This window comes from Litorivivens sp. (assembly GCF_041624475.1).
In the GTDB taxonomy this organism is placed as follows: domain Bacteria; phylum Pseudomonadota; class Gammaproteobacteria; order Pseudomonadales; family Spongiibacteraceae; genus Litorivivens.
On record NZ_JBFJUX010000003.1, the window covers coordinates 165,090 to 180,638 of the forward strand.

Below are 15,549 nucleotides of genomic sequence, written 5' to 3' on the forward strand. Positions count from 1 at the left end.
CATGAGCGCGTCCTCGACCTTTACCCTGGGTGAACTGGCAGCACAGCTGCAACTGGAGTGTGTCGGGGACGCGAGTCTCGAGATTCGAGGGCTGGCGACGCTGGCCTCGGCCGGGGAGGGCGATCTCAGCTTTCTGGCCAACCCAAAATACCGCAAACAGTTGTCCGATACCCGTGCTACAGCGGTGATTTTGCATCGCGATATGGCGGAGCAAACTTCCTTGCCCGCATTGATTTCCGATAACCCCTATCTCGCCTTTGCCCGCGCAAGCGCGCTGTTTGACGATACGCCTCGCCTAGCGGGTGTGCACCCCAGTGCGGTGGTGGCGGCTTCTGCGAAACTGGCGGAGGGCGTCAGTATCGGTGCCAACGCGGTGGTGGGTGAACATTGCGTCATCGGCGAGGGCACTACCCTTCATCCGGGTGTGGTGTTATCGGATTACGTCGAAATCGGCCCGCGCTGTGTGGTGTTCCCCAACGTCAGTATCTACCATCGGGTTATCATTGGCAGCGATGCGCGTATACATTCCGGCGCTGTCATCGGGGCCGATGGTTTTGGCTTTGCGCCCAATCAAGGGGCCTGGACAAAGATTTTTCAGCTGGGCGGTGTGCGTATCGGGGACAGGGTGGAAATCGGCGCCGGTACCACCATTGATCGGGGGGCGCTGGACGACACGGTTATCGGTAACGACGTAATTTTCGACAGTCAGGTGCTGATTGCGCACAACGTGGTGATTGGCGATGGCTGTGCCTTTGCCGGGCGTGCTGCGGTAGCTGGCAGTACAACGATTGGCCGCAACTGCACTGTCGGTGGTGGCGCCGGAATCGTCGGTCACCTGACGGTAGCGGACAGAGTTCATGTGACGGCCTGTACGTTGGTGACCAAGTCGATTACTGAGCCGGGTGTGTCCTATTCATCGGGAACGCCGATGATGCCTACCGGTGACTGGCGTCGCAGCGCAGTACGTTTTGCGCAGCTGGATACGCTGAATAAACGCCTTGGCGAAATAGAAAAACTGTTTAAAGAAACCTCTGGGAAATAGACCTCAATGTTGATGGATGTAAATGAAATTCGGGAGTACCTCCCGCACCGCTACCCCTTTCTGTTGGTGGATCGGGTGGTTGAGATCGAGCTGGGCAAGAGTATTACCGCGATCAAGAACATCACCATCAACGAACCCATTTTTAACGGGCATTTTCCGGAGATTCCGATTTTCCCCGGCGTATTAATCATTGAAGCCATGGCTCAAGCGGCCGGCATTCTCGGCTTCAAAACCATGGATAAAAAGCCCTCCGATGGCTCCATCTATATGTTTGCGGGTGTCGACAATGTGCGTTTCAAACGCCAGGTAGTGCCCGGCGATCAGCTGGAAATGAAAGTGCAGTACGTGTCTGACAAGCGCGGCATCTGGAAGTTTGAGTGCCAGTCCTACGTTGAGGGCAAACTGGCCTGTTCCGCTACCATCCTGTGCGCAGACCGGGCCCGCTGAAATGATTGATCCTCGCGCCATTATTGATCCCTCTGCCAAAATTGGCGAGAACGTCGAGATTGGCCCCTGGACAATTGTGGGGCCCGATGTCGAGATCGGAGACGACTGCACCATCGCCTCTCACGTGGTGCTCAAGGGGCCCACTGTCATGGGGCGCGGCAATCATATCTATCAGTTTTCTTCAGTGGGTGAAGATACTCCTGACCTCAAGTACAACGGTGAACCCACACGCCTGATCATTGGCGACAACAATGTCATCCGTGAGGGCGTGACGATTCATCGCGGGACCGTACAGGATCGCGGCGAAACGGTTATCGGCAATAACAATCTACTGATGGCCTACTCCCACGTGGGGCACGACTCGGTGTTGGGTGATCACTGCATCATGGTCAACAACTCGGCGCTGGCCGGACACGTCATTCTCGGTGACTGGACCATCCTCAGCGGTTATGCGCTGGTACATCAATACTGCAAACTGGGCGCACACAGCTTTTTGGGCATGGGCGCTGCGGTGGGCAAGGATGTTCCCGCCTACGTGACCGTTACCGGCAATCCGGGGGAGCCAAAGGGCATCAATGTTGAAGGGCTCAAACGCCGCGGTTTCAGCAGCGAGGCGATCAGTGACATCCGCCGCGCTTACAAGTTGATTTACCGGCAGGGGCTGACCACCGACGAAGCCCTGTTGAAACTGGAAGAACTGGCGGAGAAAACCCCTGAAGTTAATTTGCTGGTGGAATCGATTCGCCAGTCATCACGGGGTATTGTCCGCTAGCGACACCATCCGCATCGCTCAGCTGCGCGATCCACTACAACAATAACGTTGCTGGAGCCCATGGCGAAACGAAGACTACATATCGGTATTGTCGTCGGGGAGGCCTCCGGCGATATCCTCGGGGCCGGTTTGATGAGGTCCCTGCAGGCTCGCGCTGAGCAGTCAGGCATCGAACTCCACTTCGACGGCGTCGGCGGCTCGCGCATGTTGGCGGCAGGCTTTAACAGCCTTTATCCCATGGATCGCCTGTCAGTGATGGGCCTGACCGAACCCCTCAAGCGCCTGCCGGAATTGCTGCGCATGCGAAAGCATCTGAAGCAGCACTTTCGTGAAACGCGCCCCGATGTGTTTATCGGCATCGACTCGCCGGATTTTACGCTTAATATCGAGGCGGATCTGAAAAGTGCGGGCATCAAGACTGTGCACTACGTCAGTCCGTCGGTGTGGGCCTGGCGGCAGGGCAGAATCAAAACCATTGCCCGCGCGGTGGATTTAATGCTGACCCTGCTGCCCTTTGAAGCGGCCTTCTACGAGGCCAATCAGGTGCCCGTGCGCTTTGTGGGCCACCCCCTCGCCGATGAGTTTCCTCTGGAAGATCAGCGCATTTCCGCGCGGGACACACTCGGGCTGACTAATAACGAGCTGGTTTTGGCGGTACTGCCCGGCAGCCGCGGCGGCGAAGTGGGGCATCTGGCGCCAGCCTTCCTGGATACCGTAGATTGGCTGTTGGAGCGGCTGCCCGATTTGAAGGTTTTGATTCCCGCCGCCAGCACCGAGCGCCGCAAGCAACTGGAAAAGCTGTTGGCGAATCGCAACACGAGCGTGCAATTGCTGGACGGCCAGTCGCGAGAGGTAATGGCGGCTGCCGATGCGGTATTGATGGCGTCAGGCACCACTACGCTGGAAGCCATGTTGCTCAAGCGACCGATGGTGGTGGCTTACCGCATGGGAAGTTTGAGCTATAAAATTCTATCCCGCCTGGTTAAGACACCGCATATCTCCCTGCCGAACCTGTTGGCCGCCAAGGCCCTGGTGCCGGAAATTATTCAGGATGATGTGCGCCCGGATGTACTCGGCCCACTGTTGCTGGAACGGCTGCAGGGTGGTTCTGAGGTGGATGAGCTCAAAGCCCGTTTTGCGCAAATGCATCGCGATATTGCGCTCAATGCCAGTGACAGCGCTGCAGAGGCGGTTTGGGAATTGGCGGAGGCAAGTGCCCATGGCTGATCTTTTCGACAGTTTCGAGTTTCCCGAGCTGACCGCCGGCGTCGACGAAGTGGGACGCGGCCCATTGGCTGGAGACGTGGTTACTGCAGCCGTGATTCTCGATCCGGCGCGACCGATTGGCGGCTTGAATGACTCCAAAAAGCTGACCGAGAAAAAGCGTCTCTATCTGTTTGATGAAATTCGGGACAAGGCGCTTAGTTACAGTATCGCCCGCGCCTCCATAGACGAAATAGACAGCCTCAATATCCTGCAGGCGAGCCTGCTGGCGATGAAGCGCGCGGTAGAGGCCCTGCCAACCCAGCCCCAATACGTGCTGGTAGACGGTAACAAACTGCCCAAATGGCATTACCCCGCCCAGGCGGTGGTGAAGGGCGACAGCCTGCACGCCTGCATCGCGGCCGCCTCGATTCTGGCAAAGGTCACTCGCGATGCGGAAATGGATGCTCTGGCTGTGCAGTATCCCGACTATGGTTTTGCCAGCCACAAGGGGTATCCTACCAAGGTGCATCTGGATGCCCTGCGCGAGCACGGCATAACGCCTTTTCATCGTCGTTCCTACGCGCCAGTGCGAAAAATAGTCGAGGAGCTTTCATGACCGGGTTTGTTCACCTGCGGGTACATTCCGAATACTCCCTGTCCGATGGTATCGTGCGGATCAAACCGCTGATAAAAAGCGTTAGTGACCTAGGTATGCCGGCGGTGGCGCTGACCGATCGCTGCAATTTCTACGCCCTGATCAAGTTTCACAAGGCCTGTTACAGCGCCGGCATCAAGCCGATTTACGGTGCTGATTTCTTTCTTCGGGACGAGCACGACCCGGACCACATAAGCCAGATTGTGCTGCTGGCGCGAAACAACGACGGCTACGCCAACATGCGGGTACTGATATCCCGCGCCTATCAGGAAGGCCAGCAGCAGGGGAAGGCCTATCTGCACCGGCAGTGGCTGCGCGAGCACAGCGAAGGGCTGATTGTGCTGTCAGGTGGCCGTGAAGGCGATGTGGGCCAATACCTCCTGTCGGGCAAGCGCGATCAGGCTGCCGACTGTCTGCGCGGCTGGATGGCAGATTTCCCCGACTGCTTCTACCTTGAATTGCAGCGTACCCATCGGGAGTACGAAGAAGACTATCTGCACGCTGCCGTTGAACTGGCAGCGGAGTTGAGCTGCCCTGTGGTTGCTACCAACGATGTTCAGTTTCTGAAAGCCGAGGAATACGAGGCCCACGAGACCCGGGTGTGTATCTCCGACGGTAGAACCCTGGATGACCCGCGCCGAGCGCGGCGCTACAGCGCCGATCAATACCTGCGCTCGCCGGAGGAAATGGCGGAGCTGTTTTCCGATATTCCAGAGGCGCTGGAAAACACGGTGGAAATTGCCAAGCGCTGCAATGTCGAAATTGAGCTGGGTACGTATTATCTGCCTGAGTATCCTATTCCAGAGGGCATGACCCAGGACGAGTTTTTCCGCAAGCTGTCGCACAAGGGCTTGGATGAGCGGCTGGAGTTTCTGTTCGATACCAGTTCACCCGATTTTCCCGCCATCGAAAAGGAATACCGGGAGCGGCTCGACTTTGAGCTGAACATCATTCTGCAGATGGGCTTTCCCGGTTACTTCCTGATCGTAATGGACTTTATCCAGTGGGCCAAGGATCACGGCATTCCGGTGGGGCCGGGGCGAGGCTCCGGTGCCGGCTCGCTGGTGGCTTACGCCTTAAAAATTACCGACCTCGACCCGATTGAATACGACCTGCTGTTCGAGCGCTTCCTGAACCCCGAACGGGTTTCTATGCCCGACTTTGATGTCGACTTCTGTATGGAAGGCCGCGACCGGGTGATTTCCTATGTTGCGGATCACTATGGCCGGGAGGCGGTCAGTCAGATCATCACCTTCGGCACCATGGCGGCAAAGGCGGTGGTGCGAGACGTGGCCCGGGTGCAGGGCAAGCCCTACATGGTGGGCGACAAGCTTTCCAAACTCATACCCTTTGAAGTGGGCATGACGCTGGAGAAGGCCTACGAGCAGGAAGAGGCCCTGCGCCAGTATCTCGAAGAAGATGAGGCGGGCCAGGAAATCTGGGATATGGCCCAGAAGCTGGAAGGCATAACCCGCGGTGTGGGTAAGCACGCCGGGGGCGTGGTGATCGCGCCCTCCAGATTAACGGATTTCTCGCCGCTTTACTGTGACGACGCCGGTGGCGGTCTGGTGACCCAGTACGACAAAAACGACGTGGAAGAAGCGGGGCTGGTCAAGTTCGACTTTCTCGGCCTGCGCACCCTAACCATCATCGACTGGGCGCTGGAAATCATCAACGGCAAACGGGCAAAGGTGGGCGAGGAAGCGCTCGATATCATGGCGATTCCGCTGGAAGACCCGGATACCTTTACCCTGCTGAAAAGGGCCGAGACCACGGCGGTCTTCCAGCTTGAATCCCGGGGCATGAAAGACCTGATCAAGCGTCTGTTGCCTGACCGCTTTGAAGATATCATCGCACTGGTGGCCCTGTTTCGGCCTGGCCCGCTGCAGTCGGGTATGGTTGATGACTTTATCAACCGTAAGCACGGTCGCGAAGAACCGTCTTATCCTCACCCGCAATACCAGCATGAGTGCCTCAAGCCAATCCTGGAGCCCACCTACGGCATCATCCTGTATCAGGAACAGGTTATGCAGATCGCCCAGGAAATGGGCGGTTATTCACTCGGCGGCGCTGACTTGTTGCGCCGGGCGATGGGTAAGAAAAAACCTGAAGAAATGGCCAAGCAGCGCGAGTTGTTTATGGCCGGTGCCGCTGAAAAGGGTTTTGATAAAAACCTCGCCTCCAATATTTTCGATTTGATGGAGAAGTTTGCGGGCTACGGTTTCAACAAATCCCACTCGGCCGCCTACGCACTGGTGTCTTACCAGACGGCGTGGCTGAAGGCCCATTATCCGGCGGAGTTCATGGCGGCGGTCATGAGTTCGGAACTGGATAACACCGACAAGATCGTTACCTTTATCGAAGAATGCCGGGCGATGAAGCTGCCGCTGAAACTGCCGGATGTGAATCAGGGCGAGTACAAGTTTACGGTTAACGATGAAGGCGAAATCATCTACGGCCTCGGCGCTATTAAAGGCCTCGGTGAAGGTCCTGTTGAAAACCTGATTGCGGCGCGCAAGCAGGGCGGCCCCTTCAAAAACCTGTTCGACTTCTGTACCCGCACTGATCCGCGCAAAGCCAATAAGCGGGCGCTGGAAGCCCTGATTCGCGCCGGCGCCTTTGATTCACTCGGCGAAGATCGCGCAGTGCTGATGGCAAGTCTCCCGGAGGCGGTGAAAGGCGCAGAACAGACCGCGAAGAATGAAGAGGCGGGCATGCTCGATATGTTCGGCGAGACCCTGGCCGCCGACGAACGCGATGTGTACGAAGATTTTCGCAATGTGCGCCGCTGGAATACCCGTGAGCGTTTGCAGGGCGAAAAAGACACCCTTGGCCTCTATGTTACCGGGCACCCAATTGATGATTACGAAGCCGAGATTCGGCAGTTTGTGCCCAAGCGTATTGTCGACCTGAAGCCGGATAATCAGACCAGCAAGGTCGCCGGGCTGGTGGTGGGCATGCGGGTCATTAAAACCCGGCGCGGCGATATGGCCGTGGTGACTCTCGATGACCGCAGCGCGAGAATCGATGCGGCACTGTATTCGGAGGTCTTTCAGCAGGCTCGCGAGAAGCTGGGCAAAGACCAGATACTGGTGGTTGAGGGTAAGGTGTCCCACGACGATTTTACTGGTGGCCTGAGAATGGCGGCTGATACCTTGGTGACACTGGATGAGGCCCGAGAAATCCGGGCCAAGCGCCTGCGGCTGCAGCTCTCCTCGGAGCAGATGGCAGAGCAGTTCATCCAGCGGGTGAAATCCCATCTGCAACACGCCAAAGGCGGTTCCTGCCCGGTGGTGATCGCCTATCGCCGGGAGGAGTGCAGCGCGGATATTCGCCTGGGCGAGGAGTGGCAGGTACGGCCCAGCGATGAATTGATTGTTCGATTGCGTGATGACTGCGGCATTAATAACGTGGTCATCGATTACGAATAAAGTATAATGCTGTGCTCTTACGCATTGTTTTTAAAGAAAAAATAAGTGTTCGGTGTTAACTCTCCGGGCGCTCAACAGAGACAGGCCAGTAATGAACCCGAATTACCTAGACTTTGAACAGCCCATCGCTGAACTGGAAACCAAGATCCAGGAATTGCAGCTGGTGGGCAATGACAACGATCTCAACATTACTGAAGAAATCACCAAGCTGCGGGAAAAGAGCACCAAGCTCACCGAGAAGATTTTCAGCTCGCTGACCTCCTGGGACATCGTCAAAGTAGCGCGTCATCCGATGCGCCCTTACTCCCTCGATTACATCAACCGCATTTTTGAGGACTTCGACGAATTGCACGGCGATCGCCGTTTTGGCGACGACAAGGCCATCATCGGTGGTATCGCCCGGCTGGGTGGCAAGCCGGTGATGGTGATCGGTCAGGAGAAAGGCCGCGGCGTGCAGGAAAAGGTCAAACGCAATTTCGGCATGCCCAAGCCCGAGGGTTACCGCAAGGCCCTGCGTCTGATGGAGCTGGCCGAGCGATTTAAAATCCCCGTCATTACCTTGATCGACACCCCAGGAGCCTATCCCGGAATCGACAGTGAAGAGCGCGGTATCAGTGAAGCCATCGCCCAGAACCTTGCGGTTATGTCGCGCCTGAAAACCCAGATTATCTGTGTGGTGGTGGGCGAGGGCAGCTCCGGTGGCGCAATCGGTATCGGTGTCGGTGACCACCTGGCTATGCTGCAGTACGCCACCTACTTTGTTATTTCGCCGGAAGGCTGCGCCAACATTATCTGGAAAACCAGTGAAAAGGCGCCGGATGCCGCCGAGGCCATGGGGGTTACTTCCACGGTACTGGAAGAGCTGGGCATTGTGGATTCGACCATTCCCGAGCCGCTGGGCGGCGCCCATCGTGATATCGACCTGATGGCCGAACGCCTGAAGAAACACCTGCTCGAACAGCTGCAGGACCTGCAATCCCAGCCGATGGACGATTTGCTGGCGCGCCGCTACGAGCGCCTGATGTCCTACGGCAACAGCTAAGATTGCACTTCGGGTTCATTATGGAATCCGTTCTTCTCGAACTGCTTGAGCCCTACCTCGACCGCCCGCGCTGGGTGGTCGCCTTTAGTGGTGGGCTCGACTCCACTGTTTTACTGCATGCTTTAAATACTCTGTCTGAGCGCCCCCCGCTGCACGCTTTGCATATTCACCACGGTCTTCAGGCAGAGGCCGACGACTGGCAGCGCCACTGCGAAGGTTTTGCTAAATCGCAGGGCATTGCCTTTCATGCGTTAGCTGTTTCCGTAGACGATAACGCCAGCGTAGAAGAAGCGGCCCGCCGGGCGCGCTATGAGGCCTTTGATTCCTTTCTTGAGGCTGGCGATGTACTGCTGCAGGCTCACCACCTTGATGATCAGGCCGAAACCCTGCTGCTCAGACTGTTTCGCGGCACCGGGCTTGAAGGCTTGAAGGGGATGCCCCGCGAGCGCGAACTGGGTGACGCCTTGCTGGTGCGACCGCTGCTGGGTTTGTCACGCAGCGAGCTGGAAAACTATGCCCGCCAGCATCAGCTCGACTGGATTGAAGACCCCAGCAACCGCGACACCAGTTTTGATCGCAATTACCTGCGCCACAACATTCTGCCTCAGGTAGAAGCGCGCTGGCCTGCTTATCGCAATACCCTTGCAAGGCTTGCGGGGCTGGCGGCAACAGCGCTGCCCGAAGACAGCCTCAGCAATCTGACCTTTCACACTCGCAAAAGCGCGTGGACAGCACTGGATCTGGAAGCCCTGCGCAGTCTGGACGAAGGTGACCGCAATGCGGCGCTGCGGCAGTGGTTGTCTCAAGCCGGGCTGACGCCTTCACTGGCTCAGTTGCAAGCCCTGCAAAAATCCATGCTCTGGTCTTCTCCCGACGCAGAGCCGGTGTTCGAACTGGGTGAGTTCCAGGTGCGCCGCTTTAAAGAAGCTCTGTATATCACCCAGCTGGAGCCTTTCGATGCAAAGCTGGAGCTGACTTGGGATGGAGGATCTGTGCTGGAATTGCCCGGTGCCGGTAAGCTAAGCGCCTTGGGTGGGGGCCAGCCAGAGCGCTTCACGGTTCGATTTCGGCGTGGCGGAGAGCGCTGCCAGCCTGCCGGGCGCGCCCATTCCCAACGTCTGAAAAAGCTCCTGCAGGAGCGTGGGGTGCCGCCGTGGCGACGAGACCGCTTGCCGCTTATTTATCTGGATAACGAATTGGCTGCGGTCGCTGATCTGTGGGTTTGCGCTGACTATGTGGAGCGATTGTCCACGTGGCGGTTTGTGTGGGAAGCGTCGGGCTGAATTTCGTTGTGGCGGCCTCATCGGCCTGGATACTTGCCGCTAACACTCATGCAATGTCGCCTGAGTGCTAGTGCCGCCCTTTTTAGTCATTGCTACGATAGACTTGCTCGCTGTTAGATTAATGTTAACTATAACGCTGAGATTTGCAGCCTCGAGCGTGCCTATGGCCTATGCTTTGTCCAATGCGGTTGGCGGCGGTTTACGCCGCGAGGACAAAATCATGCTTACAGTATTCCCAGTTGATTTGAATCGTATCGATGTTGAAATGCAGGGCTCGATTACCAAAGAAGATATGCAGAGCTTTCTCGAAGAATTGAGCCGTGTGACCACTGATATGGAGCGTGGACATATGCTGGTCACTGTCAGTGAGTTTCACTGGCCTTCTTTGGCTGCCATCGGGTTTGAGTTGTCGCATATCGGCGCTTTCTTTAAGGCGTATCGGCATTTTGAGCGCATCGCGGTGGTATGCGACAAAACCTGGATACGCAAACTCAGCGCTTGGGAGGGGCATCTGTTTTCCTGGATGGAAATTCGAGGCTTTACCTCCGAAGAAAGCGATCTTGCTCTGCATTGGTTGGAGCACGGGGACGCTCAACAAGCGGCCTGATACGGTCCCAGTCATTGGCAGCCGCGCCTTGCTTTGAGTGGGCGCGTGCGCCTGCTTTTCCCTCCTTGTCACCACGCCAAAATCACCCTGACTAATAGTTGAGTAATTTACTCGGTTTTGTCACAATACACCCTCTACGAGCAGGGCTCGCTCCCATCGTGCCGATTGTAGGAGTCTGCCCTGCAGGCGAAGCCCAGTTATTTGATTTTCATAGAAATTTTGAGTCCAGGATTATGTCGCAAAGCGAACAGGCCCAAATTGATACCCTGCTGAAAAACGACTACGAGGCCGGTTTTTACACCTCGGTTGAGTCGGATACCTTGCCTCCGGGCTTGGATGAAGACGTTATCCGCTTTATTTCCAACAAGAAGGGCGAGCCCGACTGGATGCTGGAATGGCGTCTGGAGGCCTATCGCGGCTGGCTGGAGATGGTCGAGCCTGAGTGGGCCCATGTGCGCTACCCGAAGGTCGACTTTCAGGCCCTTTCGTACTTTTCGGCCCCCAAGAGTATGGCGGATAAGCCCAAAAGCCTGGATGAGGTAGATCCCGAGCTGCTGCGCACCTACGAAAAGCTCGGTATTCCGCTGCATGAGCAGGAGATGCTGGCCGGTGTAGCGGTCGATGCGGTATTTGATTCGGTTTCGGTCGGCACTACCTTTCGCGCCAAGCTGTTAGAAGCGGGCGTGATTTTCTGCTCTATTTCTGAAGCTGTTCACGAATACCCCGAGCTGGTCAAAAAGTATCTGGGCTCTGTGGTGCCGCGCAAGGACAACTTTTACGCAGCCCTGAACAGCGCCGTATTCAGTGATGGCTCCTTTGTTTATATCCCCAAGGGCGTGCGTTGCCCGATGGAGCTATCCACCTACTTCCGTATCAACGAGGCCAAAACCGGCCAGTTCGAGCGCACCCTGATTGTGGCCGAAGAGGGCAGCCATGTGAGCTACCTCGAAGGTTGCACCGCGCCCATGCGTGATGAGAACCAGCTGCACGCGGCGGTGGTTGAGCTGGTGGCGCTAGACAACGCCCAGATTAAATATTCCACCGTGCAGAACTGGTATCCCGGCGACAAGGAAGGCAAGGGTGGTATCTACAACTTTGTGACCAAGCGCGGCGTGTGTCACGACAGTGCCAAGATTTCCTGGACCCAGGTGGAAACCGGTTCTGCGGTGACCTGGAAATACCCGAGTGTGGTGCTGCGAGGCGATAACAGCGTGGGTGAGTTTTACTCTGTCGCCCTGACCAATAATTTCCAGCAGGCGGATACCGGCACCAAGATGATTCACATGGGTAAAAACACCCGCTCAACCATCATCTCCAAGGGTATCTCTGCCGGTCAGAGCCAGAACGCCTATCGCGGCCTGGTGCGCATGAGTCAGCGCGCCGAAGGCGCCCGTAACTACACCCAGTGTGATTCGCTGTTGATTGGCGATCGCTGTGGCGCCCATACCTTCCCCTATATCGAGAGCCGCAATCCCAGCGCGGTGGTAGAGCACGAGGCGACCACCTCCAAGGTGAGTGAGGATCAGCTTTATCTGTGTCAGCAGCGCGGGCTGGACGCCGAAAAAGCGGTTTCGCTGATCGTTAATGGTTTTTGTAAGGAAGTATTCAAAGAGCTGCCCATGGAGTTTGCGGTTGAAGCCGGCAAGCTGCTCGAGGTGAGTCTGGAAGGCTCGGTAGGTTAAAACTTATTCGTCTTTGCGGTGCGGCCAGATAGGGCCGCACCAGAAAAATTGTTGGAGAGTATCAGTCAATGTTGTCTGTCAAAGAATTACGCGCCAGTGTCGGCGACAAGGAAATTCTGAAAGGTCTCAGCCTTGAAGTGAAAGCGGGCGAAGTGCACGCCATTATGGGGCCGAACGGTTCCGGTAAAAGCACGCTCGGTCATGTGCTGGCGGGCCGGGAAAACTACGAGGCTATTGGCGGTAGCGTCGAGTTTGATGGTAAGAACTTGCTGGATATGGACACCGAAGAGCGCGCACGTGAAGGCTTGTTTCTAGCCTTCCAGTACCCGGTGGAAATTCCCGGCGTGAGCAATATGGAGTTTCTGAAAACCGCGGTTGACGCGGTGCGCGAACATCGCGGGCAGGAGCCGATCGATTCAGTCCAGTTTATGAAGTTGGCCCGAGAAAAGTGCAAAGCCGTGAACCTGGATGATCAATTCCTGAAGCGCGGTGTGAACGAAGGCTTCTCCGGCGGCGAAAAGAAACGCAACGAGCTGATGCAGATGATGCTGCTAGAACCCAAGCTCTGCATTATGGATGAAACCGATTCCGGTCTGGATATCGATGCCTTGCAAGTGGTTGCCGAAGGCGTGAATGCCATGCGCAATGAAGACCGCGCGATAGTGCTTGTGACCCACTACCAACGCCTGCTCGATTTCATTAAGCCGGACTTTGTTCACGTACTGTCCGGCGGCAGGATTATCAAGTCCGGCGACCATTCGCTGGCGCTGGAGCTGGAAGAGAAAGGCTACGGCTGGATCACCAAAGAGGTCGCGTAATGACAGCGTTTACCCAACAAGCGGCGGAGTTGACGCCAGCGGGTCTCGATTGGCTGGCCGAGTTTAATCAGCGCGGTCGCGAGCGCTGGAAGGTGACCCCTTTCCCGACCCGCAAAACCGAAAACTGGAAGTACACCAGCCTGCAGGCGCTGGCGGACGGAAGCTACCTGCGCTGGCCTCAGGCAAGTGGCGCTGAGCTGAGTGAACAGGTAGATGCCATTCAAGGCCTAGATGCCTGTGCCCTGATCTTTGTAAACGGTGTGTTTTCCGAAAGCCTGTCCTGCAACAAGCTGCCGGACAGCGTGGAAGTGGTGCGCTTTTCTCAGGCCAATGAAAGCCAGCAACAGGCGATTCTGAGCAAGCTGGGCACCATTGCCGACAGTGAAAAACACCTGTTTGCCGCTCTGAATGACAGCTGGCTGCAAGAGGGTGTTTACCTGCATGTGGCGAAAAATGCTCAAGTGAAAACACCGATTTATATCCATCATATCACCACCCCGGAAGCGCAGAACTTTGCGGTCAACCAGCGCTTGCTGGTGCACCTGGAGACGTCAGCCGAAGCGACGGTGGTGGAGCACTTCAGTAGCACCGAAGAGGCTCAGAACTGTTTTACCAATGCAGTTACCGAGCTGCAGCTGGACGCCAATGCGCGCTTGACTCACTACCACCTGCACTTGGAAGAAGAAAACACGCTTCATATTGGCGGAGTGCATGTGAATCTGGATCGCGACGCGACTCTCAACAGTTTTATGATGAGTCTGGGTGCCAACCTGCAGCGCACCGATGTGGTGGTTCACCATCGCGGCGAAGGCGCCCACTGTGGCTTGAACGGTATTTACATGCCGAACCACAAACACACGGTGGACTTTCATACCTGCATTGAACACGCGGTGCCCAACTGCACGACGCACGAAGTGTTTCGCGGCATTATTGGTGACCACGGCAAAGCGGTATTTAACGGCCGCATCCATATTCACGAGGATGCTCAGAAAACCGTGGCCGATCTCAGCAACAAGAACCTGCTGACCAGTCACAATGCGGAAGTGGATACCAAGCCTGAGCTTGAAATCTATGCCGATGATGTGAAATGCAGTCACGGCGCCACCATTGCCCAGCTGGAAGAAAAGGCCCTGTACTATCTGCAGAGCCGGGGCGTAGATCGTGAGCGCGCCGAGATTATGCTGAGCTTTGGCTTTATCAATGAGCTGCTGGAGCAGCTGGCGCATATTCCAGTGCGCGACTACCTGACGCCGCTGGTATCCGAACTCTTTGAGAAGAAATTCGATCGGGCGAGGGCGGCTGCATGAACGCGGTGGCGCCTGCTATTACAGGCTTTGACGCCAAAGCTATGCGCGGCGATTTTCCCGCGTTGCAGCAGGAGGTCAATGGCCAGCCTCTGATCTATCTGGACAATGCGGCGACCACACAGAAGCCGCAGGCGGTGATAGATGCGCTGGTCAACTACTACGCCCGGGATAATTCCAACGTGCATCGCGGCGCTCACGCGCTCAGTGATCGCGCCACCGTGGCCTTCGAGAACGCCCGCAATAAAGTCGTGCAGTTTATCAATGCCGGCAGCAGCAAAGAGGTCTTGTGGACCCGCGGTACCACGGAAAGCATCAATCTGGTGGCAAGCAGTTACGCGCGCAGCGTACTGAAAACAGGTGACCGGATTCTGGTTTCCGCCATGGAGCACCACTCCAATATCGTGCCCTGGCAACTTGCCGCCGAGGCGTGCAGTGCCGAGGTCGTGCCGATTCCCGTATCGGAAGCGGGTGAGCTGGATATTGAGGCCTACAAAAGCCTGCTTGATGAGCGGGTGAAACTGGTCGCTGTAGGTCATGTGTCCAATGCGCTGGGTACGGTCAACCCGATCAAGCTGATCATCGATCTGGCTCACAGCGCTGGCGCTAAAGTGCTGATCGACGGTGCCCAGGGCGTGCCGCATTTTGATGTGGATGTGCAGGCGCTGGATTGCGATTTCTACGCCTTCTCCGGGCACAAGATGTATGGCCCCACGGGAACCGGCGTGCTCTACGGCAAAGAGGCCTTGCTGGAACAAATGCCGCCATACCACGGCGGCGGTGAGATGATTAAAACCGTTAGCTTTGAGGGCACTACCTTTAATGAGCTGCCCTTCAAATTTGAAGCGGGCACTCCGAATATTGGTGGCGCCGTCGGTTTAGCAGCAGCGGTGGACTATCTGCAGGGGCTGGATCGTGCCGCGCTGGCGGCCCATGAAAAAGCATTAATGCAATATGCCCACGACAAGGCTGCGGCCTTTGAAGGCCTAAAGCGCATTGGCTGCGCGAAGACTATTGCCGGAGCCTTTTCCTTTTTACTGGAAGGGGTTCACCCGGCGGATGTGGGCATGCTGCTGGATCAGCAGGGGATTGCGGTTCGCACAGGCGATCACTGTGCCCAGCCGATTATGAAACAGTTTGGCATTCCCGGCACCGTGCGCGCCTCCTTCGCCCTCTACAACACGCTTGAGGATGTGGACGCCCTGTTTGCCGGACTTGAGAAAGCCAAAACCTTTTTGCTTTGAGTTGCTCTAAGTCGGA

13 protein-coding genes are annotated in these 15,549 nt (G+C 56.6%); all 13 read left to right on the forward strand.

Going from position 1 to position 15,549, the window contains the following annotated elements; all coding sequences use genetic code 11:
• Position 1 precedes the first annotated feature (1 nt).
• The 13 genes from lpxD to ABY734_RS05475 all read left to right on the forward strand — a co-directional run bounded on the left by lpxD (position 2) and on the right by ABY734_RS05475 (position 15,533).
• Positions 2–1,042: a UDP-3-O-(3-hydroxymyristoyl)glucosamine N-acyltransferase gene (gene lpxD, locus ABY734_RS05415; RefSeq protein WP_372777984.1), complete on the forward strand. Its 1,041-nt coding sequence runs from the start codon at positions 2–4 to the stop codon at positions 1,040–1,042.
• 9 nt (positions 1,043–1,051) lie between these two features.
• Entirely contained in the window at positions 1,052–1,489 is a 438-nt protein-coding gene (fabZ, locus tag ABY734_RS05420) for a 3-hydroxyacyl-ACP dehydratase FabZ (protein ID WP_372778194.1), read from the forward strand.
• Position 1,490: 1 nt separating this feature from the next.
• The gene (gene lpxA, locus ABY734_RS05425) at positions 1,491–2,261 is read left to right on the forward strand and encodes an acyl-ACP--UDP-N-acetylglucosamine O-acyltransferase (protein WP_372777985.1); all 771 of its coding nucleotides are present in this window, start codon (positions 1,491–1,493) and stop codon (positions 2,259–2,261) included.
• Positions 2,262–2,321: 60 nt separating this feature from the next.
• Entirely contained in the window at positions 2,322–3,488 is a 1,167-nt protein-coding gene (gene lpxB, locus ABY734_RS05430) for a lipid-A-disaccharide synthase (protein ID WP_372777986.1), read from the forward strand.
• Positions 3,481–4,083 carry a ribonuclease HII gene (rnhB, locus tag ABY734_RS05435; RefSeq protein ID WP_372777987.1) on the forward strand — a complete coding sequence of 201 codons (603 nt, stop codon included), beginning with the start codon at positions 3,481–3,483 and terminating at the stop codon, positions 4,081–4,083. Before lpxB ends, rnhB begins: the two co-directional genes overlap by 8 nt.
• Entirely contained in the window at positions 4,080–7,553 is a 3,474-nt protein-coding gene (dnaE, locus tag ABY734_RS05440) for a DNA polymerase III subunit alpha (protein WP_372777988.1), read from the forward strand. Before rnhB ends, dnaE begins: the two co-directional genes overlap by 4 nt.
• A gap of 91 nt (positions 7,554–7,644) precedes the next feature.
• Positions 7,645–8,595, forward strand: coding sequence for an acetyl-CoA carboxylase carboxyltransferase subunit alpha (locus ABY734_RS05445; RefSeq protein WP_372777989.1), 951 nt, complete (start codon positions 7,645–7,647; stop codon positions 8,593–8,595).
• A 20-nt stretch (positions 8,596–8,615) separates the two neighbouring features.
• The gene (tilS, locus tag ABY734_RS05450) at positions 8,616–9,878 is read left to right on the forward strand and encodes a tRNA lysidine(34) synthetase TilS (RefSeq protein ID WP_372777990.1); all 1,263 of its coding nucleotides are present in this window, start codon (positions 8,616–8,618) and stop codon (positions 9,876–9,878) included.
• Positions 9,879–10,041: 163 nt separating this feature from the next.
• Entirely contained in the window at positions 10,042–10,485 is a 444-nt protein-coding gene (locus ABY734_RS05455) for an STAS/SEC14 domain-containing protein (RefSeq protein ID WP_372777991.1), read from the forward strand.
• A gap of 233 nt (positions 10,486–10,718) precedes the next feature.
• Positions 10,719–12,167: a Fe-S cluster assembly protein SufB gene (gene sufB / locus ABY734_RS05460; protein WP_372777992.1), complete on the forward strand. Its 1,449-nt coding sequence runs from the start codon at positions 10,719–10,721 to the stop codon at positions 12,165–12,167.
• A gap of 68 nt (positions 12,168–12,235) precedes the next feature.
• Positions 12,236–12,985, forward strand: coding sequence for a Fe-S cluster assembly ATPase SufC (gene sufC, locus ABY734_RS05465; protein ID WP_372777993.1), 750 nt, complete (start codon positions 12,236–12,238; stop codon positions 12,983–12,985).
• Positions 12,985–14,292, forward strand: a complete 1,308-nt coding sequence (sufD, locus tag ABY734_RS05470) for a Fe-S cluster assembly protein SufD (RefSeq protein ID WP_372777994.1) — start codon at positions 12,985–12,987, stop codon at positions 14,290–14,292. The genes sufC and sufD overlap by 1 nt, the downstream gene beginning before the upstream one ends.
• On the forward strand, positions 14,289–15,533 hold the full coding sequence (locus tag ABY734_RS05475) for an aminotransferase class V-fold PLP-dependent enzyme (RefSeq protein ID WP_372777995.1): 1,245 nt from the start codon (positions 14,289–14,291) through the stop codon (positions 15,531–15,533). Before sufD ends, ABY734_RS05475 begins: the two co-directional genes overlap by 4 nt.
• Positions 15,534–15,549 lie beyond the last annotated feature (16 nt).

Excerpts from the sequence above, each read along its gene's own strand:
- lpxD (WP_372777984.1), top strand. The coding sequence starts at position 2 with ATGAGCGCGTCCTCGACCTTTACCCTGGGTGAACTGGCAGCACAGCTG.
- lpxA (WP_372777985.1), top strand. The coding sequence starts at position 1,491 with ATGATTGATCCTCGCGCCATTATTGATCCCTCTGCCAAAATTGGCGAG.
- lpxB (WP_372777986.1), top strand. The coding sequence starts at position 2,322 with ATGGCGAAACGAAGACTACATATCGGTATTGTCGTCGGGGAGGCCTCC.
- rnhB (WP_372777987.1), top strand. The coding sequence starts at position 3,481 with ATGGCTGATCTTTTCGACAGTTTCGAGTTTCCCGAGCTGACCGCCGGC.
- dnaE (WP_372777988.1), top strand. The coding sequence starts at position 4,080 with ATGACCGGGTTTGTTCACCTGCGGGTACATTCCGAATACTCCCTGTCC.
- ABY734_RS05445 (WP_372777989.1), top strand. The coding sequence starts at position 7,645 with ATGAACCCGAATTACCTAGACTTTGAACAGCCCATCGCTGAACTGGAA.
- tilS (WP_372777990.1), top strand. The coding sequence starts at position 8,616 with ATGGAATCCGTTCTTCTCGAACTGCTTGAGCCCTACCTCGACCGCCCG.
- ABY734_RS05455 (WP_372777991.1), top strand. The coding sequence starts at position 10,042 with ATGGCCTATGCTTTGTCCAATGCGGTTGGCGGCGGTTTACGCCGCGAG.
- sufB (WP_372777992.1), top strand. The coding sequence starts at position 10,719 with ATGTCGCAAAGCGAACAGGCCCAAATTGATACCCTGCTGAAAAACGAC.
- sufC (WP_372777993.1), top strand. The coding sequence starts at position 12,236 with ATGTTGTCTGTCAAAGAATTACGCGCCAGTGTCGGCGACAAGGAAATT.
- sufD (WP_372777994.1), top strand. The coding sequence starts at position 12,985 with ATGACAGCGTTTACCCAACAAGCGGCGGAGTTGACGCCAGCGGGTCTC.
- ABY734_RS05475 (WP_372777995.1), top strand. The coding sequence starts at position 14,289 with ATGAACGCGGTGGCGCCTGCTATTACAGGCTTTGACGCCAAAGCTATG.